At 53.4% G+C, this 25,809-nt stretch carries 18 protein-coding genes; 13 read left to right on the top strand and 5 right to left on the bottom strand.

Features of this window, described 5'->3' with window-relative positions; genetic code table 11:
- Nucleotides 1-32 precede the first annotated feature (32 nt).
- The 4 genes from EBAPG3_RS10995 to EBAPG3_RS10980 all read left to right on the top strand — a co-directional run bounded on the left by EBAPG3_RS10995 (nt 33) and on the right by EBAPG3_RS10980 (nt 7,102).
- On the top strand, nt 33-1,190 hold the full coding sequence (locus tag EBAPG3_RS10995) for an efflux RND transporter periplasmic adaptor subunit (protein ID WP_004176089.1): 1,158 nt from the start codon (nt 33-35) through the stop codon (nt 1,188-1,190).
- Entirely contained in the window at nt 1,187-4,252 is a 3,066-nt protein-coding gene (locus EBAPG3_RS10990; RefSeq protein WP_004176091.1) for an efflux RND transporter permease subunit, read from the top strand. The genes EBAPG3_RS10995 and EBAPG3_RS10990 overlap by 4 nt, the downstream gene beginning before the upstream one ends.
- A 9-nt stretch (nt 4,253-4,261) precedes the next feature.
- Complete coding sequence (locus EBAPG3_RS10985; protein WP_004176093.1) at nt 4,262-4,582, top strand: P-II family nitrogen regulator; 321 nt, start codon at nt 4,262-4,264, stop codon at nt 4,580-4,582.
- 249 nt (nt 4,583-4,831) lie between these two features.
- Entirely contained in the window at nt 4,832-7,102 is a 2,271-nt protein-coding gene (locus tag EBAPG3_RS10980) for a tetratricopeptide repeat protein (protein WP_151898934.1), read from the top strand.
- A 403-nt stretch (nt 7,103-7,505) separates the two neighbouring features.
- Here the strand turns inward: EBAPG3_RS10980 and EBAPG3_RS10975 are convergent, their stop codons facing one another.
- From EBAPG3_RS10975 to EBAPG3_RS10965, 3 genes are all read right to left on the bottom strand, one after another.
- A complete protein-coding gene (locus tag EBAPG3_RS10975) occupies nt 7,506-8,297 on the bottom strand; it encodes a hypothetical protein (RefSeq protein WP_004178279.1) in 792 nt (263 codons plus the stop codon).
- A 155-nt stretch (nt 8,298-8,452) separates the two neighbouring features.
- Nucleotides 8,453-8,986 carry a hypothetical protein gene (locus EBAPG3_RS10970; protein WP_004178281.1) on the bottom strand — a complete coding sequence of 178 codons (534 nt, stop codon included), beginning with the start codon at nt 8,984-8,986 and terminating at the stop codon, nt 8,453-8,455.
- Nucleotides 8,987-9,125: 139 nt separating this feature from the next.
- Nucleotides 9,126-10,355: a PA0069 family radical SAM protein gene (locus tag EBAPG3_RS10965; protein WP_040852502.1), complete on the bottom strand. Its 1,230-nt coding sequence runs from the start codon at nt 10,353-10,355 to the stop codon at nt 9,126-9,128.
- A 118-nt stretch (nt 10,356-10,473) separates the two neighbouring features.
- On the opposite strand from EBAPG3_RS10965, the gene EBAPG3_RS10960 reads away from it, so the two are divergent.
- The 4 genes from EBAPG3_RS10960 (at nt 10,474) to EBAPG3_RS10945 (ending at nt 15,671) form a co-directional block, all read left to right on the top strand.
- Complete coding sequence (locus tag EBAPG3_RS10960) at nt 10,474-10,929, top strand: hypothetical protein (RefSeq protein ID WP_004178287.1); 456 nt, start codon at nt 10,474-10,476, stop codon at nt 10,927-10,929.
- 393 nt (nt 10,930-11,322) lie between these two features.
- Nucleotides 11,323-12,144: a uracil-DNA glycosylase family protein gene (locus EBAPG3_RS10955; RefSeq protein ID WP_004178290.1), complete on the top strand. Its 822-nt coding sequence runs from the start codon at nt 11,323-11,325 to the stop codon at nt 12,142-12,144.
- An 18-nt stretch (nt 12,145-12,162) separates the two neighbouring features.
- On the top strand, nt 12,163-13,719 hold the full coding sequence (locus tag EBAPG3_RS10950; protein WP_004178292.1) for an amidohydrolase family protein: 1,557 nt from the start codon (nt 12,163-12,165) through the stop codon (nt 13,717-13,719).
- Between the two features lie 14 nt (nt 13,720-13,733).
- Entirely contained in the window at nt 13,734-15,671 is a 1,938-nt protein-coding gene (locus tag EBAPG3_RS10945; protein WP_227869200.1) for a S41 family peptidase, read from the top strand.
- Between the two features lie 251 nt (nt 15,672-15,922).
- Here EBAPG3_RS10945 and EBAPG3_RS10940 read toward each other — a convergent pair whose 3' ends face one another.
- Complete coding sequence (locus EBAPG3_RS10940; RefSeq protein WP_040853299.1) at nt 15,923-16,423, bottom strand: methylated-DNA--[protein]-cysteine S-methyltransferase; 501 nt, start codon at nt 16,421-16,423, stop codon at nt 15,923-15,925.
- 1,152 nt (nt 16,424-17,575) lie between these two features.
- Here EBAPG3_RS10940 and EBAPG3_RS10935 point away from each other — a divergent pair.
- Together EBAPG3_RS10935 and EBAPG3_RS10930 are read left to right on the top strand one after the other, a co-directional pair.
- Entirely contained in the window at nt 17,576-18,085 is a 510-nt protein-coding gene (locus EBAPG3_RS10935) for a DUF3015 domain-containing protein (protein WP_040853301.1), read from the top strand.
- Nucleotides 18,086-18,151: 66 nt separating this feature from the next.
- Nucleotides 18,152-20,068: an Lnb N-terminal periplasmic domain-containing protein gene (locus EBAPG3_RS10930; protein ID WP_151898933.1), complete on the top strand. Its 1,917-nt coding sequence runs from the start codon at nt 18,152-18,154 to the stop codon at nt 20,066-20,068.
- Between the two features lie 345 nt (nt 20,069-20,413).
- Here EBAPG3_RS10930 and EBAPG3_RS10925 read toward each other — a convergent pair whose 3' ends face one another.
- Nucleotides 20,414-21,355 carry a c-type cytochrome gene (locus EBAPG3_RS10925; protein WP_004181246.1) on the bottom strand — a complete coding sequence of 314 codons (942 nt, stop codon included), beginning with the start codon at nt 21,353-21,355 and terminating at the stop codon, nt 20,414-20,416.
- 315 nt (nt 21,356-21,670) lie between these two features.
- Here EBAPG3_RS10925 and EBAPG3_RS10920 point away from each other — a divergent pair, with 315 nt between their 5' ends.
- From EBAPG3_RS10920 to EBAPG3_RS10910, 3 genes are all read left to right on the top strand, one after another.
- Nucleotides 21,671-22,285 (top strand): TetR/AcrR family transcriptional regulator, encoded by a 615-nt coding sequence (locus EBAPG3_RS10920; protein WP_004181250.1) that lies wholly within the window; start codon nt 21,671-21,673, stop codon nt 22,283-22,285.
- Nucleotides 22,286-22,287: 2 nt separating this feature from the next.
- Nucleotides 22,288-24,846, top strand: coding sequence for a PEP/pyruvate-binding domain-containing protein (locus EBAPG3_RS10915; protein ID WP_004181251.1), 2,559 nt, complete (start codon nt 22,288-22,290; stop codon nt 24,844-24,846).
- A gap of 148 nt (nt 24,847-24,994) precedes the next feature.
- Nucleotides 24,995-25,492 carry a VOC family protein gene (locus tag EBAPG3_RS10910; RefSeq protein ID WP_004181252.1) on the top strand — a complete coding sequence of 166 codons (498 nt, stop codon included), beginning with the start codon at nt 24,995-24,997 and terminating at the stop codon, nt 25,490-25,492.
- The last annotated feature ends 317 nt before the right edge of the window (nt 25,493-25,809 follow it).

Below are 25,809 nucleotides of genomic sequence, written 5' to 3'. Positions count from 1 at the left end.
ATAAGCGAATGAATCCAGCCCAGGTAAAGCTTATGGGCACGAGATTTTGCGCTGCCACGCATCTCGCCATCGGACTGTTGAGTTTGTCGCTGGTCGCCTGTCAGCGGCAAAGTCATGAGCAACCATTGCCAGCCGCCAATCACCCCAGGGACGAGATCATTCTCAGCCCGGATTCACCCAAGCGCGACTTCATAAAAGAAACAACCATCGAGCTGGTTCAACGTCCGCTGATGGATGCCGTTACGGGAAAAATAACTTATGATGAAACCCGTACCGCTCGTGTTTCCTCACCAATTGCAGGCCGGGTGACCGGTGGCATTGCAGCCTTGGGTGCATATGTTCGGATAGGTGATACGTTGGCTGAACTGGATAGTCCGGAACTGGGGCAGGCGCAATCGGCCTATGCGGAAGCTACGTCCGATTTGAATCTCGCTAACCGGGCCTTCCAGAGGATACGGGATCTTTATGATAATGGCATTGCGCCGCGCAAGGAGCGGGAGCAGGCGGAGGATAACCTGATCCGGGCCCGTAGCGAAGCGGAACGGGCGCGCCTGAAACTGGCCAACCTGGGTGTTCGCGGCCAGCGTACCGATAACCGCTTTGTTTTGCATGCGCCCCTTTCGGGAACGATCACCGAACGCAATATCAACCCAGGGATGGAGGTCCGTTCTGATCTGACTGCACCGTTGTTTGTTATTTCCGATCTGGAGCAGTTGTGGGTGCAGATGGATATTTTTGAGAAAGATATCGCACTGATTCATGCCGGCGCCATGGTGTTAGTGCAAGTTCCTGCTTACCCGGGGGAAGACTTTACCGCAACTGTCGGCTATATAAGCCAAGTGGTGAATGAAACGACCCGCACAGTGAAAGTACGGTGCATTTTGCCCAATGCAGAGAAAAGGCTGCTGCCTGCCATGTTCGCAAGCATCATGGTACAAAGTGATGCCGATGATCTGGCCGTGGTTGTCCCCTTGAACGCAATATTTACCGAGAATGAATCCAACTGGGCATATGTAAATACTGGTGATTATCATTACCAGAAGCGCCCGGTCACGGTGGGTCTGCGCCTGAAAGACCGGGCGGTGATTCTTGATGGATTGAAGCCCGGGGAGAGGCTCGTAGTGGGTGGAGCCTTGTTGTTGCGTACCGAACAGGATACCGAGCAGCAAAGTGGGGAAAGTGCGCCGTGATCCATCGGATCATCGCCTTCTGCCTGCAACAACGCCTGTTGATTATCAGCACGGCAGTGTTTCTGGCTGGCCTTGGTGCTCTGTCGTTCGAGCGTTTGCCGATACAGGCCTTTCCCGATGTGCAGAATGTTTTCGTACAAGTGGTGACCCAATATCCCGGCCAAGCTCCGGAAGAAGTGGAGAAACTGATCAGTCTGCCCATCGAAAAGGAAATGAATGGTCTGCCGCATATGATTAATATGCGTTCGGTATCCATTTTCGGCTTGTCCGTGGTAACACTGACGTTTGATGACGATGCCGAGGATTATTTTTCACGGCAGCTGGTGCTGGAGCGGCTAAAAACCGTTAGCCTGCCAACGGAAGTAAAGCCCATACTGGGCCCCTTGACGACTGGTATCGGCGAGATTTTTCGCTATCGTATCGAAGCCCCCGGCATTCCCCTGGTGGAACAGCGGGCGTTGCAGGATTGGATGATCGAGCGCACGCTCCGCTCCGTCCAGGGGGTGGCCGATGTAGTAGCTTTCGGGGGGGGCATCAAGCAATACCAGGTGCAGATCGATCCAGGCAAGCTTAGGAATTACAAGCTGACGCTTCCTGAAGTCTACCAGGCTATCGCCATCAATAATGCCAATATCGGCGGCGGTTATCTCGATCATGGCCATGAGGCATTGGTGGTACGTGGCACAGGTTTGTTGAAATCCGGGGATGAAATTGGAAATATCATCGTTGCCAGCCGGGAAGGTGTTCCGGTTTTTGTCAAGAATGTTGCCGATGTGGTCGTGGGTTCCCAGCCGCGTATTGGCATTGTCGGTTACAACGAGGACGATGATGTGGTACAGGGCATCGTTTTGCTTATCAAGGGCAGAAATGCCATTGAAGTGATAAATGGGGTAAAGGGAAAAATCGAGCATCTTAATAATTATGGCTTGCCTCAAGGCGTCAAGATCGTCCCCATCTATGACCGCACGGAACTGATACAGCATACCGTCCATACGGTCGAGCGAAATATGCTGGAGGGCGCGGCACTTATTCTGGTAGTTCTGATTATTTTTCTCCGTCGAGTCTGGGCTTCAGCGGTGGTTATCGTTGTTATCCCGCTATCCTTGTTATTTGCCTTTATCCTGATTGATGCCATGCAGGTTTCCGCCAACCTGATTTCCCTGGGCGCAATCGATTTTGGCATCATTGTGGATAGCGCCGTGGTGCTGGTGGAGGCCATCATGGTCAAAGTGACTCTGGAGATGCGCCAGCAGGCAAGTGTGGCGCATATGCGCCAATCCATGCTCATGACAACGGCGGAAATGGCTCGGCCGATACTTTTTTCCAAAGCCATTCTTATTATCGCCTTCTTACCCATTTTTACCTTCCAGCGCGTTGAAGAAAAAATCTTTTCTCCCATGGCATTCACGCTTACTTTTGCCTTGCTGGGTTCGCTGTTTATCAGCTTGACCTTGGTTCCGGTGCTCTTGAGTTACCTGGTAGGACCTCGACTCACCGAATCGCACAATCCGCTTATCCATGGCATGGAGCGGCGTTACCTGGCGTTGCTGGAGGCCGTATTGCGCCATCCGCGCAAATTGTTCGTAGGCGCGGGTTTAATGCTGGCCTTGTCGCTGGCTTCTTTTCCGCTGATTGGTACGGAATTCATGCCCAAACTGGATGAGGGCAATGTCTGGCTGACCATAACATTGCCAACGCCGGTCTCGCTCAATAAGGCCAAGGATCTGGAAAGGGATGTACGCGCGCGTCTGCTCGAATTCCGTGAGGCAAAGTCGATACTTACGCAATTGGGACGCCCGGAGGATGGTACCGATCCCAAAGGTTTCAATAATCTGGAGGTTCTTATCGATCTCAAGCCAAAGGATACCTGGCGGTATCGCAACAAGGATGAGCTTGTCGAAGCGATGCAGAAACGCCTGGCGGTATTTCCCGGGCTGCAGTTCAATTTTTCTCAAGTGATCCAGGACAACGTGGAAGAAGCTATTTCCGGCGTGAAGGGCGAAATTGCCATCAAGGTTTTCGGCGAAGATCTAAGGATTCTTCAGGAGAAGGCCAATCAGATCACCGGCATCCTGCGCTCCATAGAAGGCGCTACTGATGTGGCTGCCGAGCAGCAATCCGGGCTGGCTCAGCTCGTCATTTCCATCGATCGGGATAAAATTGCGCGCTATGGTATCAATGTATCTGATGTGGAGGACGTGATCTCCATGGCGGTTGGCGGTAAAACCGCTACCCAAATGCTGGAGGGAGAACGCCGTTTCGACATTACCGTGCGCCTCATCAGTTCGGCACGCGATTCAGTGGGGGCAATTGAAGATATCACCGTTTTATCCACGAATGGCAGCCGTATTCCATTGGCCGAACTGGCGGAAATCAAGATGAGCCAAGGTGCCTCGCGTATCAGCCGCGAGGACAACATGCGCCGTATAGCCGTCAAATGCAACCTGATAGGGCGCGATCTGGGTAGTTTCGTGGCCGAGGCACAGAAAAGAATCGGTCAACAGGTTCATCTGCAGCCGGGTTACAGCATAGTCTGGAGCGGCCAGTTCGAGAACCAGCAGCGTGCGATGAAGCGGCTTTCCTTTATTATTCCCGTCAGTTTTATCTTGATTTTTGTATTGTTATTCTGGACATTCCGCTCGATCAAGAATGCCTCCCTGATTGTAATGAACGTTCCTTTCTCGATGATCGGTGGATTGATCGCATTGCTATTGACCGGCATCCATTTAAGCGTATCGGCAGCGGTTGGGTTCATCGCGCTGTTCGGCATTGCCGTGCAAAACGGCGTGATCCTGCTATCACAGATCACCTTACTCAGGCGCGAGGGCATTTCGCTAAATGAAGCCATATTGCAAGGTTCTGTCAGCCGTTTGCGTCCCGTGATAATGACGGCGCTGATGGCGATGCTGGGATTGTTGCCCGCAGCGCTGTCCACCAGCGTCGGATCAGAAACCGTCAAACCTTTTGCCGTGGTTATTATTGGTGGACTGATAACCGCGACGTTGTTAACCTTGACCATGCTCCCAGCACTCTACCGCAATTTTCAACAACCGCATCCTTGAGGTACCGCCATGAAGGAAATCCGCGCCTATATCGAGCCTTTCATGTTATCGAAACTCACCCAGACCCTGCTTGAAATCCCTGATTTCCCGGGTATGAGCGTATCCGATTGCCAAGGCTTCGGGAGAGTCAAACTCATTACCGGGCGGGATTTCACGCCGTACGTACCAAAAAAGCGCATTGAAATTTTTGCCCCTGATAATCTGGTGGAGTGTATTTTCAATGAAGTAATGACGGTTGCCAACACTCATCAACATGGTGCCGGTAAGGTCTATGTCCTCGACGTAAACGAAAGTGGACGTATCAGTACGGGCGAACGGGGGAGCGAATAGACCTGAGAGCTTTTCGTAACCGGGCGACGATTATCCTGACTACGTTATATCGTTCGACGCCCAAGCTGCTCGATTTTTTTGAGGAACGGAGCTTATCATGCACAACACCGTGTTGAATGTTGCATTTCTCGATCATGAATTGGGGTTGGCCGAATTACAACCCCGGCGCTGTTGGAAGCGGAATTTCTGGCGGAAATCTATCTTGCTGCGTTTCATCCACTCTACGGAAAACAGTATGAAGGCATATAGATGAATGAGCCAGCGTCTACAAAATCTCCATTGGAGTGGACAGTAGCGGGTGTTCTTGAGGAAATAGCAAGCCTCAACAAATCCATGCCAGACCGTTCCCTGGCGTTCGTGCTTGGTTCCGGGGCCTCTGTTACTTCAGGTATTTCTACTGGAAAAGTAATGGCGGAGAACTGGCTGAATGATCTACATTTGCGCGAGTGTCGCGATGATTCAGATCGTGATACATGGATAGCCTCCAATGCACTGGGAATTGATGGCCTCACATGGGATCATGCGGCTGAATTCTACCCCCGGATATTCGACCGCCGCTTTCGTGGCGACCCAGAATCCGGATTTGCTGCGCTCGAAGCTGCCATGGACGGCAAAGAACCCGGCCTCGGTTATTCGCTGCTGGCCGAAATCATGCAACAAACCCGGCACAAGGTCGTTGTCACTACTAATTTCGACAATCTGGTAGCCGACGCGTTAGCTATTCACGCCCACAAACCGCCGCTGATAGTAGGGCATGAGTCGCTTACCGGATATGTGCGGGCAGCATTGCGCAGACCGCTGGTCGCCAAAATACATCGTGATCTGTTTCTTGACCCCAAGAACGACGCAGTAGGGGTGGGGGCACTGGAGAAAGGCTGGATAGATGCTCTCACTCGTCTGTTCAAGCATTATATGCCGCTGGTGATTGGCTACGGGGGCAATGATGGTAGCCTGATGGGCTTTTTTAATAGTTTGAGACTCGGCGATATTACGGGCCGAATCATCTGGTGCTATCAAGCCGGCTCGCCTCCATCGGCTGCGGTACAGAAACTATTGGCGAAACATGACGGCGTAATGGTTGCGATACCGGGGTTCGATCCATTCATGTTGCAGTTGGCAGCGAAATTGATTCCCGATTTCGAGATGGGAGAAATTTTCACCCGTATTGAAGAACGTGGTAGAGAAAGAGCTAAAAATTACCGTGAACAAGTAGAGAATCTTCAAAAAAATATTGTCGCCATCGGCATTTCGAGTGTAGATCAAGAGGCGACGCGGCAAGTCTTGGCTGATGCGTTCAAGGATTCGAATAACTGGTGGTCATGGCAAATGCGGGCTCTTGCCGAAGCTAATCCAGAAAAGCGCAAGAATATCTATCTCGAAGGGATTGCAACGTTACCTTCAAGCGCCGAATTATTGGATAGCTACGCGCTCTTTCTAGAGATTGAAGACCGTGACTTCGAGGCTGCCGAGGAAACATACAAGCGTTCACTTGAAGTCAATCCGAAGGACGCTCGTATTTTATGCAACTACGCTAACTTCTTAGAAGCCAAACGCGCAAACTTAGATGTCGCGGAAGAATTATACAAGCGCGCGATCGAAGTCGACCCAAATTACACGTATGTTTTGGGTTTTTATGCCAACTTTCTGGCGGATAAGCGTAAAAACTGGGATGCCGCCGAGGAGATATACAAACGCGCGATCGAAGTCGACCCAAATTACAGGTATGTTTTGAGTTCTTATGCCAACTTTCTAGTGGATAAGCGTAAAAACTGGGATGCCGCCGAGGAGATGTACAAGCGTGCGATCGAAGTCGACCCAAATTACACATATGTTTTGAGTTCTTATGCCAACTTTCTGGCGGACAAGCGTAAAAACTGGGATGCTGCCGAGGAGATGTATAAGCGCGCGATCGAAGTCGACCCAAATTACACATATGTTTTGAGTTCTTATGCCAACTTTCTGGCGGACAAGCGTAAAAACTGGGATGCTGCCGAGGAGATGTATAAGCGCGCGATCGAAGTCGACCCAAATTACACATATGTTTTGAATTCTTATGCCAACTTTTTGGCGGATAAGCGTAAAAACTGGGATGTTGCCGAGGAGATGTACAAGCGCGCGATCGAAGTCGACCCAAATTACACATATGTTTTGAGTTCTTATGCCAACTTTTTGGCGGATAAGCGTAAAAACTGGGATGCTGCCGAGGAGATGTACAAGCGCGCGATCGAAGTCGACCCAAATTACAGGTATGTTTTGAGTTCTTATGCCAATTTTTTGGCGGATAAGCGTAAAAACTGGGATGCTGCGGAGGAAATGTACAAGCGTGCGATCGAAGTTGATTCGGCGGATGCGTTTATTCTAGGAAGGTACGCCGATTTTCTGGCTAACAATCGCGAGAATCTAGATGCCGCCGAGGTGATGTACAAGCGTGCAATAGAAGCTGATCCGAAGAACGAGAATATTTTGGAAAAATATGCCGCCTTTCAGATAAAGCGTAAGAACATCGGTGCCGTGGGATGAATAAGTAGCATGAAGAATTTCTCTGAAGTCCATCCCCAATCCGAATGACTGTCAAAACTAGCGGATGTATTGACGGATCATGCCCTATGGGGAGGGCGTGGTCAGAGTGGAAAAACCGTGCAGTAAAAATTAAAGTTACGAACTTGGATCGATGATTGCTTTGCTCTGCGCCTCTCCCATAAGCGACCCCGATATCGTCGTCAACCTACAGGACTTGCATATTGATAGTACTCATTCCGAGTGCTGAGGAACTGGAAGCTCACGCGCAGCAACTGGAAATGATTGAACGTAAAAGCAAAAGCAAGTGTTTATGGAAGCGACTGGAGATTACGTCATGAACCACTTCCTAGGCGATAGGCGACTTGAGGTTGATCCGGTAAAGAGCTCAGCTGGCTTCGGTCAATTAAACCTTGCACTTTTCCGTCAGAATAATGTTGGTTATCCATCCCACGGCGTTACCGTTTTTCGTTCCATCTACGGTCACGAATACATCCGAACATTCTGGATTGCCATCCATAAGCGTTTTGACGGCATTCAGTTTGGCGTTTTGACCTACGGCGCCAAAAGCGGTTGCAATGCGCTGGATTTGATTGACGGCCAGCATATCCTTGAGCGTGAGATCAGCCAGATTGACGCTTCCTGAAAAAGCCTGCTTGGAAATGTACCCTTCGATTATGCTGCGATGAATGACATACTTGATTTTTCCTTCCGGATCGACGCAGGGTAAACGGTTCTTGCCTCCCTCGGGGAGCAACGCATCGAGTATGTCTGCTTTAAGTTTGATTTCCTCTTCTTTCTTGTTCAGGGTTAGTTTGACGGTGGTTGGGGCAGTTATCGATATCATCGCTTCTTCGACCGGGATAGCCTGTAATTTCTGGTCCGGTGTTAACTGGCGCACCAGATTGGAGGTTTGTTGCGCGGCAGCGATGAAATTCTCTTTTGAAAAATAAAATGCGAGCACCGTCCCCACCCAGGTACCAAGAACGGGCAAAAGTATCCCCAATATGTCCTTTACCTGCGTAAAACTTTTTTCTCCAGCAGTTCCAAAGGATGCGGCCAGAATTGAAACAAAACCAAGAATACCTATAACGCTTAGCGCGAAGTAGACAATATTCTTTCCAATTTTCGCGCGTTCATTGGCATCCGCTCTCGTTCTTTCATTTTCCTGATCATTGTCAGGTGTTTCAGTTGTCATTTTATTCTCCCATATCTGGAAATCTTTCTAGCGAGAAGTGGTTTGTGGTCTCCAGGGTCGACGGCTCCCGTTGGCAGAGCAGTAACGGAACCAGATCGAAATTCACACCTGCCAGCGAGGGCAGGAGTGGATAAGGCATTGATTCGACCCGACTATCAGGCATGTCTGTCATCATAATAGTGATCGCGAACCTTGCCTGCCCATCTCTGGAAGACTTGCCTCAATGCGTCTTTTGCAGAACCCTTGATTTCGGGCGACGGTATTGGATGAATAAAGACATCTGAAACACCGTTATCGAATACGCCCCCGGTAATTCCATCCTCGCGAAAAACGAGGATGGGGAGGCGCAGACCGAACAGAATGCCAGACTCCAAATGGTTCCATGCCGTCGGAAATGGTGTCGGCATGCTGATCCGTTTTTCGCCTGGTTCTCCGGGTTTGCTTATCACTCCGGGTTTGCTTATCCCGGTTTCAGCGCGAAACTGCTCGAATCCAAGAATAATACCACCCGAACAGTGGCGCGCGATCAGAAGCACTTCGCGCAAAGGAAGCTCAGTCGGATAGTCGGAGCGTCCCAGCGCGCGAGGCTCTAGATCATTATCCTCCAACTGCCGGATGATGACCGTTCGGGCAGCCTCTTGCGATGGCGACAGGCTGGTTGGGGAAGAAACGAATACGGGTATTTTCATGGCAGGACGTCAAATCCCTAACAGTCATTGGCAGGAAGCGATATCTCTATGTGCATCGCATGAAGCATTAATCTAATTATGCCATAAGATTGGATGCGGTGGCTTACGTGTGCGGACTGTCCGATGGAAGCCTGAGCCGCTAAAACAGCTCGAACTGTCTATCTAAGTTTTTCGCTTTATTATTTCTTGCCTTCACGAGCGCAGGAGTTGGCATGCCCGCTAGCACTGCTATTGTAGTCGCCGAAGGCGGACGGAAACGCGAAGTATCCAGTGTCCTGAAGCGTCCTGAGCGCACGCCGATGCCGAGACGCGCGACCGCTTTTTCGAAGCGCTGACGGATCATGTCTGCCCATATGCCTTCACCGTGCATCCGCTTGCCGAAGGTGGCATCATAATCCTTGCCACCGCGCATATCCCACACCCGGTTCATGACGCGTTGCGCGCGGTCGGGAAAGTGTGCCTGCAGCCATTGCCGGAATAGCGGACTTACCTCCCATGGCAGGCGCAGCACGACATAGCTGGCATTGATAGCGCCGGCTTCCGCTGCTGCCGCCATGACCCGTTCCAGATCGGGCTCCGTGACAAAAGGAATCACCAGCGCTATGCTGACACCGACCGGAATCCCTGCATCGGTCAGGGTGCGGATGGTGCGCAAGCGGCGTGCCGGGGCCGACGCGCGCGGTTTCAGGGTGCGTGCCATGGCATGGTCGAGCGTGGTGAGCGTTATCGCGACCGCCGCTTGCCGCCTGGAAGCCATTTCCGCCAGCAGATCGATATCGCGCTCGATCAATGAAGACTTGGTAATCAGTACCACCGGATGTTCGCACTCGTGCAGCACTTCCAGTATGCGGCGTGTCAGCCGCAGATCTCGTTCACAGGGCTGATAGGCGTCTGTGTTGACGCCAAGCGCGATCGGTTCCGGCACGTACGAGGTTTTCGCCAGCTCGCACCGCAGCAATTCGGGTGCGTTGATCTTGGCAAAAATTTTGCTCTCGAAATCCAATCCCGGCGATAAGCCGAGATAGCTGTGCGTGGGCCGCGCGAAGCAATAAATGCAACCGTGCTCGCAGCCGCGATACGGATTGAGCGACACGCTGAACGGCACATCGGGAGACAGATTGCGGGTCAAGATGGATTTGGCCTGCTCCTCGATGACTTGCGTCTTCAGTATTGACAGGTTATCGCTGCCGGTATGATGTTCGGTACCTGTTTCAGTATTATCACGAGACCAGCCGTCGTCAATAGCTTCCCGTGCCAGCACTTCATAGCGGCCTTGCAGATTCGACACCGCACCTCGCCCTTTCCGCGCTTTAAGGGGCGATTGTACCCACAGTGGTGCCACGTCTGTATAGGGATCATCGCCAGGCATGATGGTCTCGGATATACTGTGTTAGTGGGTAGATCAATAACATGCGAGTAGGTATTGCCAGGCAGGTTATCACCGTGGCTATCGTAACGGAATCCCCTGCCCATTTCCAGGAGGAGTCATGAAGCCGATCATTCTTGCCCTGTTTTTACTCGGCTCAGGTCTGGGCGGTTCCGCGCTGGCGCAAACTGTTTCGAATCCCTATCCAAAAACCGCCCCTCCGCTACCCAACCCACGCGTCACCCAGCTGGAAACGGCATTAAATCACGTGCAACAGGAGCAGCAGGCCGTGTACCAGCAATTCCAGATGACGCAGGAATTGCGCCGCAATGAGATACAGGAGAATTACCCCCAGGCGATACAAACGCCTAACTCGATGATGCAGGCGCCTTACGCCATGGGCGGCCTCAAGGATAACCCTCCTCAAAGCTATGACGATAACGTGCGGATACAGAGGGAGCGCCAGGAACGTATCGAGCAATACACCCGCGACCTCAATCGCCTGTATTCGCGTTACGCTGAATTGGGCGAGCAGAAGAGGGCGTTGCTCGATCAGTTGATCGAACTTGCCAAATAGCCGTATCGTGTTGGCGGAGCAGGAAGAGGCCTTGTGCAGAAGAAAGGCATCGTTGACACAGCAGTATGTTGAGCGTAAATTTTCAACCGGACGGAGGTTGCAAGGGGGAGGTTGCAATTTCCGTCCTTCGGAAAATGCCATCCGTGATTTTGCCTGGATATTCAGAATCCGGAAACAGAGAGGGGAATCGAGAAATCCGGTGCAGCGAGGATCAAGCAACAAGAAATCCATACGTAGCGTTGTATTAAACAAACAAGCGGGCGGTCAACCGCTGGATTCAGGTTTAACCATCAGGCCATAATATTCGGCTTCAGAAAATAAGCCGGGCGAACAGTATGCCGGCAGCGTAACCGGGCGAGTGCGAAAGGTCTATGTCCGGGAGGGAATAAATCCATGCCTATTCCGTTTGATCGTGGCTATTACAGGCAGCCCTTCGTCAAGCTTGTATCGGAATATCCTGCGGAAGACGTTTATCCTCCAGCCGATTTCCGTGTGGAGTGGGGTCCTGTTTTTCATCGGGGCCGGCTGGATGGCAGCGCACGCGTGCTCATTATCGGGCAGGACCCCGCGCAGCATGAAGTAGTCGTGCGGCGTATTCTCGCCGGCACGGCGGGCAAGCGCGCGCAAGGCTTCCTGCAGCGACTCGGAATCATCCGCAGCTACGTTTTTATCAACACTTTTCTCTATAGCGTGTACGGTCAAGGCGGCGGAGCCCGCCATATCGGCGATTCCGCGATTACTGCCTATCGCAATCGATGGATTAAGGCGATTCTCGATCGCAGCCAGATTGAAGCGGTTGTGGCCTTGGGCGGGCTCGCCAATACGGCATGGCAGAGCTGGCTCGTTTCTCCCGATGCGGCCGGACGTTCTCCGCTGCCATTCGGGCATCTGACGCATCCGACCTGGCCCGAGAGTTCGGCCCGCACGAACGCGGAGCGGCAGGTGGCGGTGACGAAAATGCTTGAGAACTGGAACGATGGGCTGGCGGCTCTGAGGCCGGTTATTAATCACCCCGATGTAACAGAACCGCTTGCGTTGTATGGAGCTGCCTTTGCTCCCGGCGATTTGCCGGATATCCTGCCGGATGATCTGCCGCCGGGCACACCGGCCTGGATGCGCACCGAGGAAGGCTGGGCGGATCGAACGGGCGAGACTCCGCTGGAGAAGCGCAGAACCATTATCGTCCGTGTACCCAAGGGCGTGCTTCCCGCTTAGGGTTGCGTCAATGACCCGATGAGTCTCGTCGTCGCCGGCCGCATTGTCCCGATCAGCCGCGCTTTGAAAGTTGCGCCGAGCGAGAATGCGACCTTCCAGGGCAAGGTATGGATCGGGGATGATGGGCGCATCGCCGCCGTTACGAAGGGTTCAGCCCAGGGGCCGACGGGGTTCGAAACCGCGCCGGTGGCAGATGTCGATAATGATCTTGTCATTCCCGGCTTTATCGACCTGCACAGCCATCTCGCATATGCTACGCTTCCCCTCTGGGTCGAGCCCGATCGTACCGTACCCTTCGCGCATCATGATATATGGCCCACGCGGCCTACCTATCCCGAGAGCGTGACCTGGCCCGCTTATGCCTTTATCGAGTCGACGCCGGTGGAACTGCTTGCCTACGCCGAGGTTCGTGCATTGATTGGCGGAACAACCAGCATCCAGGGTTCACCGCCCAGTAATCGCCCGCTGGATGGATGGCTGGTGCGCAATATCGAGGATGAAACGCTGGGTGGGGAAATTGGCCGTCATCAGGTGCTGGCGTCAACACTCACGCTCAAATCAGACCAGCTTGGCGAGCGGGCCACCCGCATGCGGCAGGGAGCGACATTTATTTATCATTGTGCCGAGGGCCGGCCGGGGTCGATCGTGCAGCGGGAATACTTGGCAACCCGCACCGCGGGCTGCTTGCAGCGCCACCTTGTGGCCATCCATACCAATTCGGTCGACCCGGCAGCCTACGATACCTGGCGTGAACCAGGTGCGATTGTGTGGTCGCCATTCTCAAATCTGTGGCTGTACGGCACTACAACAGATGTCCCGGCGGCATTGATGCGGGGCATCAACCTTTGCGTGGGTTCGGACTGGGGTCCCTCCGGCACGCGAAACGTGCTTGGTGAAGTAAAGGTGGCTTCGCTGGTAAGCGAAGCCAATGGATGGGGGTTGACAGACTTCGATCTTGTTAAAATGATCACCGCCAATCCGGGAGACGTGCTGGCCCAGGCGTGGCAGCGGCAGGCGGGCCGCCTGCAGCCCGGCGCGCTGGGCGACGTGGCTGTGATCGCGGCCAAGCCCAAGGCTGACCCTTTCAAAACGATACTTCGCGCCACCGAAACCGACGTACGGCTGGTAGTGGTGAATGGGCGGCCTTTGTATGGTACCGAGGCGCTCATGAGGCAGGGCGGCGCGACCCAAACCAGCGAGATCAATCTCGATGGGCAACTGCGAGGCCAGCCTCGCCGCCTTGCTCTCACCCGATTTGACGGGGATGCCCAACCCTGGTCTTTCGATGATGTCCTCAAGCGGCTTGAAGAAGTCCGGGCCGACCCCAAGACCGCGATCGAACGTGCCCGCCGGCTCGCGTTCGCATCCATTCGCTCGGGTGGCGCACCACGCCTGCGTCTGGCGCTGGATATGCCCACGGGAAAAGTGCCGGTGGGAGGCCTGCCAAAAAATCTGGCGGCGATTATTGTTCCGCCGATCCAGCCGCTTGAGCATGATAGCGAATTTTTTGCTTCGATCTCCGGACGCGGATTCCATGGCGGGCTGCTGGATGGGCTGGCCGATTTTTATAATTAGTTCTTGAAAAACTCATGATCCATATGACTGGTGGCAGGGATGCTGACGCCACCCTGCTTAGAGCCCAGACCGGCCAGCTTCTCAGTGAATTTCTCTTTGGCACCCCCCCCCCGGCGGCGCGTGCCAGGCGAGGAGAGACGGGGGGCGAGGCCGGCGCCCGGATTGAACTCGCGTACGTGCTGGATGGCGGAGAGCGGCTCCGGATCATTGACGCGCTGATTACCGTAATCAGCGGCGCCTATTGTCATCTTCCCCAGAAACGCGCCGCCTACGCGCTTGATCCAGTGCAGGCATTACATCTGCTGCGCAGCCGCGTTGCCGAGTTATCGGAGGGGGAATTCCACCTGGCGCTTACTTCGATTGTTCTGGGCTTGCGCGATGCGCATACCCGTTATAGTGGACCCAGGGCCGGCCAAGGGGCGGTGGCGACACTCCCGTTTCTCGTTGAGCAATATGGTTCGCACGATGATCCGGTCTTCGTGGTTTCGAAAGTGTCGGCGCCCCAGTTGATACGCGATCCCAAATTTACGGCAGGCGTCGTGCTGGAAAGCTGGAATAGCATTCCCTTTGCCAGGGCGGTGGATTTGTACTCGGACCGGGAAACCGGCGGACGTCCGGACGCGCGCCGTGCCAGGGCGCTGGAGTCCCTTACTTTCAGGGCGCTTGAGGGAGGACCGCCCCCGGATGAGATGCTGGTAGACATCGGCTACCGGATTCTGCCCGGCGAGACGCGCCGGGAGGTTCGCATTCCCTGGCGTGTCGTTCATCCTGCCCGCGCGGAAACCAGCCAGCGGCCGGGCTCGCGTGCATCACGTTATATTGCCGCGAACCCGGCGGCAGAGGTCGTGCGGCGCGCGAAGAAAATGATGTTTTCAGGAAGCGTATGGCAGGCCGAGCGCAGCGGTGTCGCTGTTGCACGTGACAAAGGGTGGATCAAGACCTGGTTTCAAGACACACTTGCGGCCAAGGTCATCAAAGATAAGGCGCAGGGCGAATTGGGTTATTTGCGTATCTGGAGCTTCGATGTCGATGATGATGACGCCTTCATCGCCGAGGTGATACGGCTGCTGGATCTTTTGCCGGAAACCGGCCTGATCCTTGATTTGCGCGGCAATCCCGGGGGGTTGATCTGGGCGGCCGAGCGATTGCTGCAGCTGTTCACGCCGAATACTGTTACGCCCGCGCGCTTTAGCGTGCTGGCGACTCCGCTGATGCGGGCCCTGGCGCGCAGTCCTTTCAACCGGATGGAGTTCGAAGCCTGGTTGCCGTCTCTCGAGGCGGCGATCGCCACGGGAGAGGCTTATTCACAACCCTTGCCGTTGACCGATCCCGACTGGTGCAATGATATCGGCCAGCGCTATAGCGGGCCGATCGTGTGTGTGGTGGACCCCAATACGTATTCAGCGGGTGATCTGTTCGCCGCGGGCTTTGTCGACAATGCGATAGGCACACTGGTATGCGTGGGGGAGGGCAGCGGCGCGGGAGGAGCCAACGTCTGGACGCATTATGATCTTCGTGAAGCCTTGGTGGGTACGCCTTTCGAGCTTGAACGGCTGCCTGCCGATGTCGGCTACACGGTAGCCATTCGCCGCGCGCTTCGCAGCGGCGCCGCCGACGGGATGCCGATAGAAGATCTGGGTATTCCGGGAATTCCCTACGAGATGACCCGCGATGATCTGCTTCACGAAAACAGGGACCTGATCGAATTCTGCGCGGGATTCCTTGCGGGCATCCCGCGTACGGCGATGAAGGTGGAGGTCAACGATAGTACAGTTGCATTGACCACAAGTGGTCTGGATGAACTGGAAACATACGCCGACGATCGGCCGTTCGAGGCGGTGCGGAAGATCAGCGATGGGACGTGGGAATTGCCACGGCCCCACGCAGAGATCATGGAATTCGTCGGCCGGCGGAATGGAGAAGTCTGCCAGCGACGGAAGATAGGCTCCTAAGGCGAAAGTTTATCTGGACGTGACTTTTCCTTGTGATTCATGAATGGTAAAGGACGTCATTATTCATGGCGCTATGAATAATAGTAGACTATGAGCAGCCTTGGTAGCCACGCTAAACTTTAGCAGCATCTTTCTTGATGCTCCAAATGTGCAACACGGCATAGCTGCGCCAAGGTCACCAAGCCGTCCGCATCATGGAATTTGATATGAAAAATACATCTCGTACATGCCGCTCGATAAGTCACCATCGGTCACACTGCGGTTTGCGACGTATTATCGCTCTCTAATGTGAGCAACATCCTTTTTGCTCGGAGTCCACCAGCAAATCCCGTGAGATCGCCCGATGTACCTATTACGCGATGGCAAGGAGTGATAATCGAGATCGGATTTTTTCCAGTTGCAGCACCCACCGCCCGAACTGCCTTTGCATTGCCAATTTGTGCCGCAATTTCCCCGTAGCTGCGAGTTTCTCCGAATGGAATAGTCAATAGCGTCTCCCAAACCTTTCTTTGGAATTCGGTTCCAACAAAGTCGAGTTCAAGCTCGAAACAGTTTCTTTTTCCCGCGAAATACTCATTTAGTTGCCGTTCCGTCTCTGCCAGAATGGGATTATCTTTATCTTCGTGAATCGGGCCAAGCCGTACTCGATTTGGTTTATCGTTTTCCCATAAAATTGCAGAGAGCCTTGACCCATTTGCAACAAGTTTTAATTTGCCGATGGGTGAGTCTATTACCTTGTATACATATGACATTTGCTAACTCCTTACGATTGAAGAAACATCCTCCATCAACGATTCGTTGATGCTCATAAATCGTGAGTGGATTTCAAAGGAAAATTCGACGACGGTAGTCAAATGACCTTTCTCTCGACGGATTCGCCAATCTTCGCCAGCACGCCCTGTCCAACAGTCAGCGCTTACGATGCACGCAAATTCGAGCGCTCGGGCCAACTTATCGCACCTGGTAGTTCGGTCTGGAGGGATATCGAACAATGTCTTCCAAACCTAACACTGGAAATCAGAACTTCTCCATGGCGGCAACGACTGGACGGGATCGATGAGCTGGACTTTCCCCGGAATGTCTACCGTTTCAGGGGAAGTCCAAGTATATGCGAGATATCGCACATGCAGGCATGGAACCGCCCTGAAGCCTCGTCAATGTGACATACCAAATTTATGTCCCATTAATGCCACATCCCAAGGACTCCAAGGCCAAAGATTTATCAATAAACTCCTTGACGACGGGAAAATCACCCCGCCGTCTGTCGGGATATTAGCGGAGGGCGTGCAGTTTCTCCGAACCAGTGACTCCGCAAGAAGGGCTATCAGATTACAGGCAGCCGTCTCTGCCTGTAATCCTTAAAATGTCGGCCGTTGTAGATCGATAAACAGCCATCATGCGTTCAAAGATTGATCATGATATATGCCGGTCTATCGCAATTCGAGCCGTTACACCGCGCGAATGACTGGCCGCCTGTCATTGGCCTGTGCGCCCGTCTGCAGCAATCGAAGTCTTGGGGTATACATTCCTCATGCGGTTCTTGAGAGGAAGGCACCTTGATCGGGAAATGATCTGGCCCCTATGGAGCCAGATAAGCCCAATCGCTGAATTGTATCGAGAAAATCCAACTTATGTGTCCAATTGTATCAATAGCATTCTTGAGGATGGTGAGTTCACTCTCTGCCTTGCAATACCCAAATTATTAAGGCCGAACTCACTTTAACTTCCTAAAACTCAATAAAAATTTGACAATCTGAGAGACGTTCAGTAAATTCAATTTGGGTCTAGCGAGAAGCCATTATTCTTTCTGGATCATTTTATGATTTTTGAAATTGGGTACTTTAAAACTATTGGATAGTTGATCTAAATTGACGTGACAGCAACCTCTTTATGGAGAGAGAATTATGAAACGATATAGTCTGATTGCGGCAGCAACTTCTCTGTTTTTACTTCCTGTTTCTGTTTTTGCAGCTGGATATGGTGCAGCAGGTTGTGGGCTGGGTTCAATGGTTCTAGGATCGAAGCCCGGCATCCATCAGGTCTTTGCTGCAACAACCAATGGAACATTCGGGTCCCAGACTTTGGGGATTACGTTCGGAACCTCGAACTGCGGCGACCATGGATTAGTAAAAATAAGCAAAGAACGGGAAGTATTTGCGCAGGAGAATTACACCAGCCTGGTTAAAGAAATGGCGCAAGGCAAAGGCGAAAATCTGTCTACACTAGCCAGTTTATACCAGTGTCCTGCAGCAAAGCATCAAGAATTTGGCACAATGGTTCAGGAGAAATTTGACAGTTTAGTAGCAAGTGATCAAACAACTTCAACCGAATTATTGAGTCAGCTGGAAAATCAGTTAACCCGCCATCCCACGCTTGCAAGTTCCTGTAATATCAAGCAAGCCGCATTGGATTAAAAATGACAACGGGTATAGGCGGAAGCCTATGCCCGTTTTTTATCGCTATCACTCCTACGGTTCCTTGTGCGGCATATCAGTATTGTAGTTGGGCTGCTTTGCTGGTTTTGCTTTTTTCCTGCATCTGCCCATTCCAAACAAAAAGACGCCACCCACTACCTGGCGGAACTGCAACAGCAAGCCAAGCAAAAGAAACTTGCCCATGAGCGCGTTTGGCACCTGCTTTTAAAGTACGACACGAGACTCCTGGGTGGCATGGTCAGCGAAGCCGATGGAATGGAGTTTTTCAACTCTCCCCAAGGGAAAACTGATCCGGAAGCCGAGCTCGCGGCGACGCTCGCCAGCTTCTTTGTTCCGCTAGCCGATGTTACGGAAGGCAAGGAGCATCCGCAGTGCAACTTTCCCGCCCGGTTCAAATGGCTGAACCGGCAACTATCGTTCGACCTTGATCGCCTGGAAATACAGCCATGTGACCGGCTCGACCGTTGGGTAAAAACTTTAGATCCGATCGGGGCAACATTGGTCTTTGCCTCCTATTTCCTGAACAACCCCGCATCCATGTTCGGCCATACGCTTATGCGCATCGATAGCCGCAGGACGGGCAGCGGCAATAATCTGATGAACTATGGTGCAAATTATGCCGCGGTGACGGATACCGAGAATTCGTTTCTTTATGCATTCAAGGGCTTGACGGGTGCATTCCAGGGCCGTTTTGCCATTTTTCCCTATTACACCAAGGTGCAGGAATACAATAATTGGGAAAGCCGGGATCTTTGGGAATACGAGCTCAAGTTTACCGAAGACCAGTTGAACACGATGATTCTGCACTTATGGGAACTGGGCGGCACTTATTTCGATTATTACTATTTTCAGGAAAACTGCTCTTACCATGTGCTTGCCCTGCTGGAGATTGCCAACCCCGACCTGCGATTGAAAGACTCGTTTTTTTTTAGCGTGATCCCGACCGATACGGTAAAAATCGTAATGGCGCAGGAAGGCCTGGTGAAAAATGTCGTGTACCGGCCCGCGGTGCTCACCCAGATGAACGATAAGCGCCTCAAGATGATCAAGCGCGAAAAAAAGATCTTGGAAAAGCTGGTCAAGGGGAAAATCTCGCCCGAAAGCACTGCTTTTGTAAATCTTTCCCCTCCATCGCAAGCGCTCGTGCTGAATGCTTATATGGACTACCTGCAATATCAGAGCATGCAGGAAAAGAGCGACAAGGAAATAAAAATACCGCGTTCGGTTCTGCGGGCGAGAAGCCGCCTGCAGGTTGTCGAAGATGTCAAAAGTGAAATCACGCACTTCTCCACCCGGCCGGACCAGGGCCACGGGACAGACCGGTTTCGTGTGGGGGTCGGCCACAACTCGCACGAACCTTTCATGGAATTTGCCTATCGCCCAGCCTACCATGATTTAATGGCCAGGGATGTGGGCTACGATAAGAACTCGGAAATCATTTTCCTGGATTTCGCGCTCCGCTATTACCTGGATTCCGACCGGATAAGGCTGGATCGGGCCAAGATTCTTTCCATCACCTCGCTCAACCCCTACGACCCCCTGCTTCCCAAATTTTCCTGGCGCCTGGATGTGGGGATCGACACTCTCAAGGACTACAATTGCAACTATTGCAATTCCATCAAGGGCAGCTATGGCAGAGGCCTTTCCTATCGGCCGGATTTCTTCTCGCCCCTGCTTCTGTTTTCCCTTGTCGATGTAAAAGCGGAGGTTTCGGGGCATTTGAAAGAGAATTTCCGTCTGGGTGGCGATATCGAGGTGGGTGCGTACTACGATGTCACGAAAAATTTGAGGGTCAAGCTTGCAGGCAGCTACCAGATTTTTTTCCTGGGGGATAGCAAGCGTTTTTTCACTTCCCAGTTCATCACCCGCTATGCGCTCTCGCAGGATCTGGATGTGCGGGTGGAATTGAACCGCTACGACCATTACAACGAGGGTGTTTTTTCCGTCAATTATTTCTTTTAGATTGCGGAGAATGTATTTGTATTCATGTCCGAAACTGGACACGTTCGAAGGCTCCGCCCCCTGAGTACGTGCCGATGATAAGCGACGAAATGGCCAACCTGGTGTGGGGCATCGAGAAGCATGTAGAGGGCACCTCGGGGAGCCGCAGCTTCGACTAGCCCGTGATGCCCAAGGACGTGCTTGCTGTGGATTGGCCCAGCCAGGTTACCGGCTGCGGTGAAGGCAGCAGCGGGTTGAAGTTCGGCGTGGTATCGAGGGGAAAGGTCGAACCCTGATCTGACCGCATCGCGAACCGGGTGGCCAGGCTCGCGGGGATCGTTTTGAATGCGCGTGTTGCCGGATGTGTTATCGAAATCTGGATTCCGGCTGCTCAGAAATATTTTCAGACGATTTTGCCGGGGCGCGCTTTGCAATACTCATTACCTTGAGATACAGGATCAGTTCTTCCGCGACCTTTCCCCGGTTGGGGATCTCCCTCGCAAGTCCCGGCATCGTCGTGTTGTACCGGATGGTTTGGGGATTCTCGATCCAGCGCTTCAGGTATTCAGGCTTGATGTATTCGACCACGCTGACCGGATAGTTGAGTTCCACCGCCTTGCCACCCCCCTCGCCATTGATTGTATGGCATGCCATGCAGTGCTTGCGAAAATGCGTGAACCCGCGCTGAACTTCCGCGGAGGCATTTGCCGGGGGAGCCATATTGGGAAACGGAGCAATGGACTTAATCTCGATGCTCTTGATCTGGTAGGGCATGTCCGAGGCGCCGGATTCAAGCAGTTCTTTTGAGTTGATATTGTCCCAGATCAGGTACAACGGTCCGAGTTGCACGATTTCGTTGTTCTGGAGCGTGTTGGTCATCGTGAATGGTCTGCCGTTTTCATGCGCGAAGGCAAAATAGGCGTCATGGGCGAGGAACTTGGCGACAGGCACGCTTGGCTGATACCCGTCGATGGAAGTGAATACGATCTCCTGCGCTTTTTTCCACTCGTTGCCGAATACCTTATCCAATACAGGCCGGACCGGGAAAGCACGATAAATGCGTTCCGCATTTTCGTGTACTTCAAAAACCTTGAGCGAGACCGCTGGCGTAAGGGCCGCAAGGTCTTTCAAAGAGAGTGCCTTGACAGCCTGATCCCCGCCTTTGAACTCGATGGTAATTGGGCTTTGTGCAAATGCTGGCGCAAGAGATAAAGCACTGGCGAACAGGCCATGGAAAGCATATCGCAAAACTTTGAGGACCAGGGATAGCATGACCAGTTCACGGCGGCCACCAACAGGTTGTTTCATACTCTCGTCATATCCACCGGAGCGATGAAGACCGGCGTTCAAGGATCGTCGGAGCAGGCGGGTAATTCTCTCTTCCGTATGCATGGCGTGTTCTCTGACCTTGCCTTTCATGATGGCGAATGTATGAAGTATACGTTACCGCTTACAGGAAAGCTTAAGCGGGTTGCCCATGTGCGCGGCCGATTTACATCTCAAAAAATATGAACCATCTATTGCCAGAAATAAATGAACATCGTATATTTATACACCTAGTCTATATTTTCACGATAGGTAATTTCTGAATAGGAGGTGGGTGTACCGAACTCAGGAATAAAAATGCATATTAAGAACCATTTCGCTGAGCTCGGCCGCCGCGAGCGTAAGCGCCTGCAGTTACTCGATAACTTGGCGGATACGGCTTGGGCATTGTTTGAAAGCGAGGGTTTCGCGGTGGTGACCATGGAGCGCATTGCCGACGTGGCCGATGTCGCCAAGGGGACACTGTACAAGCATTTCTCGGCCAAGGAAGCCTTACTGTGCCACCGCTTCCATCGCGAACTGGAAAAGGCATGGCCCGAAGTTTTGGCTGACATTACTTCCTTGCCGAGTTTCGAGGGTCAATTACGGGCTTTTCTGGAACGCAGCGCCGCATGGTCCCAATCGCATCGTGCCTTCCTGCTGCCTTACGTACAGTTCCGGCTGAGCGAGCCCCGCCGGCGGGATGATGATTCCCGTAGCGGTCTAGATTGCATTTTCGGCTATTTTATCGCGCAAGGACAGGCAAGCGAAGAGTTCTGCGCAGCGTGTGAGCCAGCCATCCTGGCGGTCTACCTGGAATTTCTTTATTTGGCGGCGCTGCTGCGCTGGTTGCTGCATGAGGATCTGTCATTGACTGAGGAATTTTCCCGGATGCTTGATCTCTTTCTGTTTGGACTCAGGCCACGGCCATAATCATGGCAGCGCAACCGGCGATACTCGACTGGCAAGGCGTTCTGGCCGCCGATGCGGTGACGGTGGGGGGCAAAGCCTGGCAATTGGCGCGGCTCAAGCAATTTGGTTTGCCGGTACCGGAGGGGCTGGTGATTCCAGCTGGGTGGTGTCCGTCACATACGGGAGCGGCGGCACTGCCACCGGAATTATCGGGCGCATTGCAGGAAGCCCTGGCCGTCCGTGACTGGTTGAATAAGCCGCTGGTCGTGCGCTCTTCAGCTGCCGGGGAAGACTCGGCCAAGGTTTCTTTCGCCGGCATTTACCGCTCGTGCCTGAATGTATACGGCATGGAGCAAGTACAGGCGGCTATTCTTGAGGTCTGGGCGTCGCTGTGGTCCTCGGCGGCTATCGCTTACCGGCAGAAACTGGGGCTGGGTACGGACGATACGGTGCCGGACATGGCGGTGATTATCATGCCCTTGCTGCCCGCTGTTGCTTCCGGCATCGCCTTTACGTGCGACCCTATTAGCAGCCGTGACGACCGGCTGGTCATTCACGCACAATGGGGCTTGGGCGAGGCGCTGGTCGGAGGGAAGACCGACGGCGATGAATATGTTTTTGCCGAAGATCCACTCGATGATCACTGGACATTGCTTCACCGGCGAATGGGCGGCAAGGCGGCCAAAGCCGTCGCCCAGCCGGGTGGTGGAACCGCAATGATCCCCACACCGGCGGCTGAAGCCGGAGCTTTTGTTCTTTCTTCCAGTCAAGCCTTGCATTTGGCCGAGTTGCTGCGTGACGCCGCTGTGGCACTGGATTTCACCCATCCGTTCTACGATCTGGAATGGGTGTGGGATGGCGACCGATTTTGGCTGACCCAGGGCCGGCCGGTTACCGCAAGGCCCCATTATACCTACACCCCATTGCAAACCCAGCCCGCGTACTGGACGCGCGGCAATACCTGCGAGGTGGTGCCCGAGCCGCTATCGCCGATCGACTGGAGCAATTCACGCAAGCTCGTCAATGGACTGCTCACGCAGGGTTACCTACTGGCCGGTTACCCGCTGCTGCCGGGCGCGCAACGCGCCGGGCTCTTCCACGGCCGGCTTTATCTGGCGCTTTCCTTGTTGCAGTGGGAATGTTTTGATGCACTGGGCGTCGTTCCCAAGGCGGTGAATGTGCTGATTGGCGGTCATCAACCGGAAATTGCAGTACCCGCAACGAGGCTTGGCGATCGTCTCGCACGTTTACGCCGGGTGCTTCGTTATGTGCTGCGTTCTCCGGCTCAACGCCGCCGGGGCATGCGAGCCGTTGAGCGCGCGATGATTGAGGCGGGCCAGTGGCGTAAACAAACGCCTCCCGGGGATGCGGCAGGATTGCAGGTGGAAATCCTGCGCCAGTTTCGAGCAGGGCGGGGCGCGGTCGATCTATTCTTTCTGCAGGGCTCCGGCGGCGGAAGTTTGTCAATGCTGGTCGAGCAGCTGGACAAATATTTTCCGGGCGAGGGATATGCGCTGGGTACGGCCTTGCTCGCAGGCGGCGAGTCGAGCGTAACGGCACGTCAAGGCTATGAGCTGATGGCTCTGGCACGTTTGTCACGGGAAATCGCGTCGCGAGAAAGCCATGGAGCTTTAGGCAGCCGTCAGCTCTGCCAGTACGGGAAAGATCCGGAATTTCAGCATGCTTTCGATAGATTTCTTGAACATTACGGCCATCGCGGGTTGTATGAAACTTATTTCCGCAATCCGCGATGGCGGGAAGCGCCGGAATACTTGTTGTCGTCACTGGCACAACTGGCCGAAGTTGATGAAGCGGCTCTGCGGGCTCGCCAGCAGGCAGCCGTGGCGGAAGCCCTGACGCGGATCAAGGCCGGCGTGCCATTCTGGAAACGGGCGTTTATCGAGGGACTGGCAAAAGCGGCGCGCCAGGAATGCAACCAGCGTGAAGCCGCACGCAGCGCGCTGGTTGCCTATATGGAACCGGAACGCCGGCTCTTGCTGGCTGCCGGGCGCCATTTGGCCGAGCAGGGGGCGCTGGCGCAGGAAGCGGACATTTTTCAGCTCATGCTCTCTGAAATACTGCGGGCACTAGGCGGCGATATTCCCGCAGCCGGTGTAAGGGCGCGCGTGGCCGAGCGGAACAGGCTGTTCGAGCAATGGTCGCAGGAAATAGCGCCGGATGTTCTGATTGATCCAGCCCAGTATTTGACATGGGGCTTGCGGGAGCAAGATATCACTGCTGCACCAGAAAATGATTCATCACGCTACCAGGGAATACCCACCGGCACAGGCCGCGCCAGAGGCAAAGCCCGTCTTTTTCGCCATCCGTCCGAGAGTTACAGGTTGCAGCCAGGCGATATTCTCGTCGCTCCCTCCACTGATCCCGGTTGGACACCGCTTTTCCTCATTGCGGGCGGTCTGGTGGTGGAGGCCGGCGGCTATTTGTCGCATGGCGCGATCGTTGCCCGTGAATTCGGCATTCCCGCGGTGGTCAATTTGCCGGGAATACTGGATAGACTCAAGGACGGGGACATGGTGGAAGTTGACGGTACAAGTGGCGTGGTGACATTGCTTGAGCAGTAGAGGTGATCGCAAGCGAAAGGAATCTGGCAGTAGTGGGAGGTGTGAAAATAATTTCAATTCCCCAATGTGTCGATATCAGCACTCCGCAAACGACTAGTCGATGGTATGGTCATTCATATTTATTATTATCCCAACCGGAGAAAACGTCATGCCAAATACTCAAAAGATCACCCCTTGCTTGTGGTTCGATAGTCAGGCTGAAGAAGCGGTCAAGTTTTATACCGGCATTTTCCGGAATTCAAGGATTTTGAACATTTCCCGCTATGGAGAAGCAGGACGCGAGATACACGGAAAACCAGCGGGATCAGTCATGACCATCGCGTTTGAACTTGATGGACAGGATTTCACCGCGCTTAACGGCGGCCCCATGTTCAAGTTCAACGAGGCCATCTCGTTTCAGGTCAATTGTGAAACAAAGGAAGAAGTCGACTATTACTGGGAGAAATTATCCCAGGGTGGAGACGAAAAAGCTCAGCAGTGCGGTTGGCTGAAGGATAAATATGGCGCGTCCTGGCAAATTGTCCCCAGTGTTTTGCCAAAAATAATGAGTGATCCCGACCCGGAAAAGTCGGGCAGGGCTATGGAGGCGATGCTCCGTATGAAGAAACTCGACATTGATGAATTGATGAAGGCATATGCCGGATAGTTTTTTGCGCCGCAGAAATCCGCTATTCGGATATCCTTGTTTCAGTGTGGCAAGTGTCGGTGTGAGAAATCGAGTGCTGGTATAGGAGGGAGCGTACAAGCTATGGATCGACATAGCGTTTCCGTTCACCTCCTGACCTCTCGGAAAGGTTGCACCCAATACGTAATCGGTCTTCATTACCAGCATGGCAGCTCGCTCTAGCAGCCTGTCGGACTTAAAGGAAATCGGCTGAAGCGTCTGGCCGGCCCATATTTCAAGGCTTTTTCGGCCAATAGAACAACTGTTAGCCTTCAATTTTGGACTCAGGGCATTGCATA

Source organism: Nitrosospira lacus, from assembly GCF_000355765.4.
Lineage (GTDB): Bacteria > Pseudomonadota > Gammaproteobacteria > Burkholderiales > Nitrosomonadaceae > Nitrosospira > Nitrosospira lacus.
The sequence above is the reverse complement of the archived record's forward strand: the minus strand, read 5'-3'. Positions and strand labels throughout refer to the sequence as shown.

Coding starts and splice junctions, on each gene's coding strand:
- EBAPG3_RS10995 (WP_004176089.1), top strand. CDS start 33: ATGGGCACGAGATTTTGCGCTGCCACGCATCTCGCCATCGGACTGTTG.
- EBAPG3_RS10985 (WP_004176093.1), top strand. CDS start 4,262: ATGAAGGAAATCCGCGCCTATATCGAGCCTTTCATGTTATCGAAACTC.
- EBAPG3_RS10980 (WP_151898934.1), top strand. CDS start 4,832: ATGAATGAGCCAGCGTCTACAAAATCTCCATTGGAGTGGACAGTAGCG.
- EBAPG3_RS10975 (WP_004178279.1), bottom strand. CDS start 8,297: ATGACAACTGAAACACCTGACAATGATCAGGAAAATGAAAGAACGAGA.
- EBAPG3_RS10970 (WP_004178281.1), bottom strand. CDS start 8,986: ATGAAAATACCCGTATTCGTTTCTTCCCCAACCAGCCTGTCGCCATCG.
- EBAPG3_RS10965 (WP_040852502.1), bottom strand. CDS start 10,355: ATGCCTGGCGATGATCCCTATACAGACGTGGCACCACTGTGGGTACAA.
- EBAPG3_RS10960 (WP_004178287.1), top strand. CDS start 10,474: ATGAAGCCGATCATTCTTGCCCTGTTTTTACTCGGCTCAGGTCTGGGC.
- EBAPG3_RS10955 (WP_004178290.1), top strand. CDS start 11,323: ATGCCTATTCCGTTTGATCGTGGCTATTACAGGCAGCCCTTCGTCAAG.
- EBAPG3_RS10950 (WP_004178292.1), top strand. CDS start 12,163: ATGAGTCTCGTCGTCGCCGGCCGCATTGTCCCGATCAGCCGCGCTTTG.
- EBAPG3_RS10945 (WP_227869200.1), top strand. CDS start 13,734: ATGATCCATATGACTGGTGGCAGGGATGCTGACGCCACCCTGCTTAGA.
- EBAPG3_RS10940 (WP_040853299.1), bottom strand. CDS start 16,423: ATGTCATATGTATACAAGGTAATAGACTCACCCATCGGCAAATTAAAA.
- EBAPG3_RS10935 (WP_040853301.1), top strand. CDS start 17,576: ATGAAACGATATAGTCTGATTGCGGCAGCAACTTCTCTGTTTTTACTT.
- EBAPG3_RS10925 (WP_004181246.1), bottom strand. CDS start 21,355: ATGAAACAACCTGTTGGTGGCCGCCGTGAACTGGTCATGCTATCCCTG.
- EBAPG3_RS10920 (WP_004181250.1), top strand. CDS start 21,671: ATGCATATTAAGAACCATTTCGCTGAGCTCGGCCGCCGCGAGCGTAAG.
- EBAPG3_RS10915 (WP_004181251.1), top strand. CDS start 22,288: ATGGCAGCGCAACCGGCGATACTCGACTGGCAAGGCGTTCTGGCCGCC.
- EBAPG3_RS10910 (WP_004181252.1), top strand. CDS start 24,995: ATGCCAAATACTCAAAAGATCACCCCTTGCTTGTGGTTCGATAGTCAG.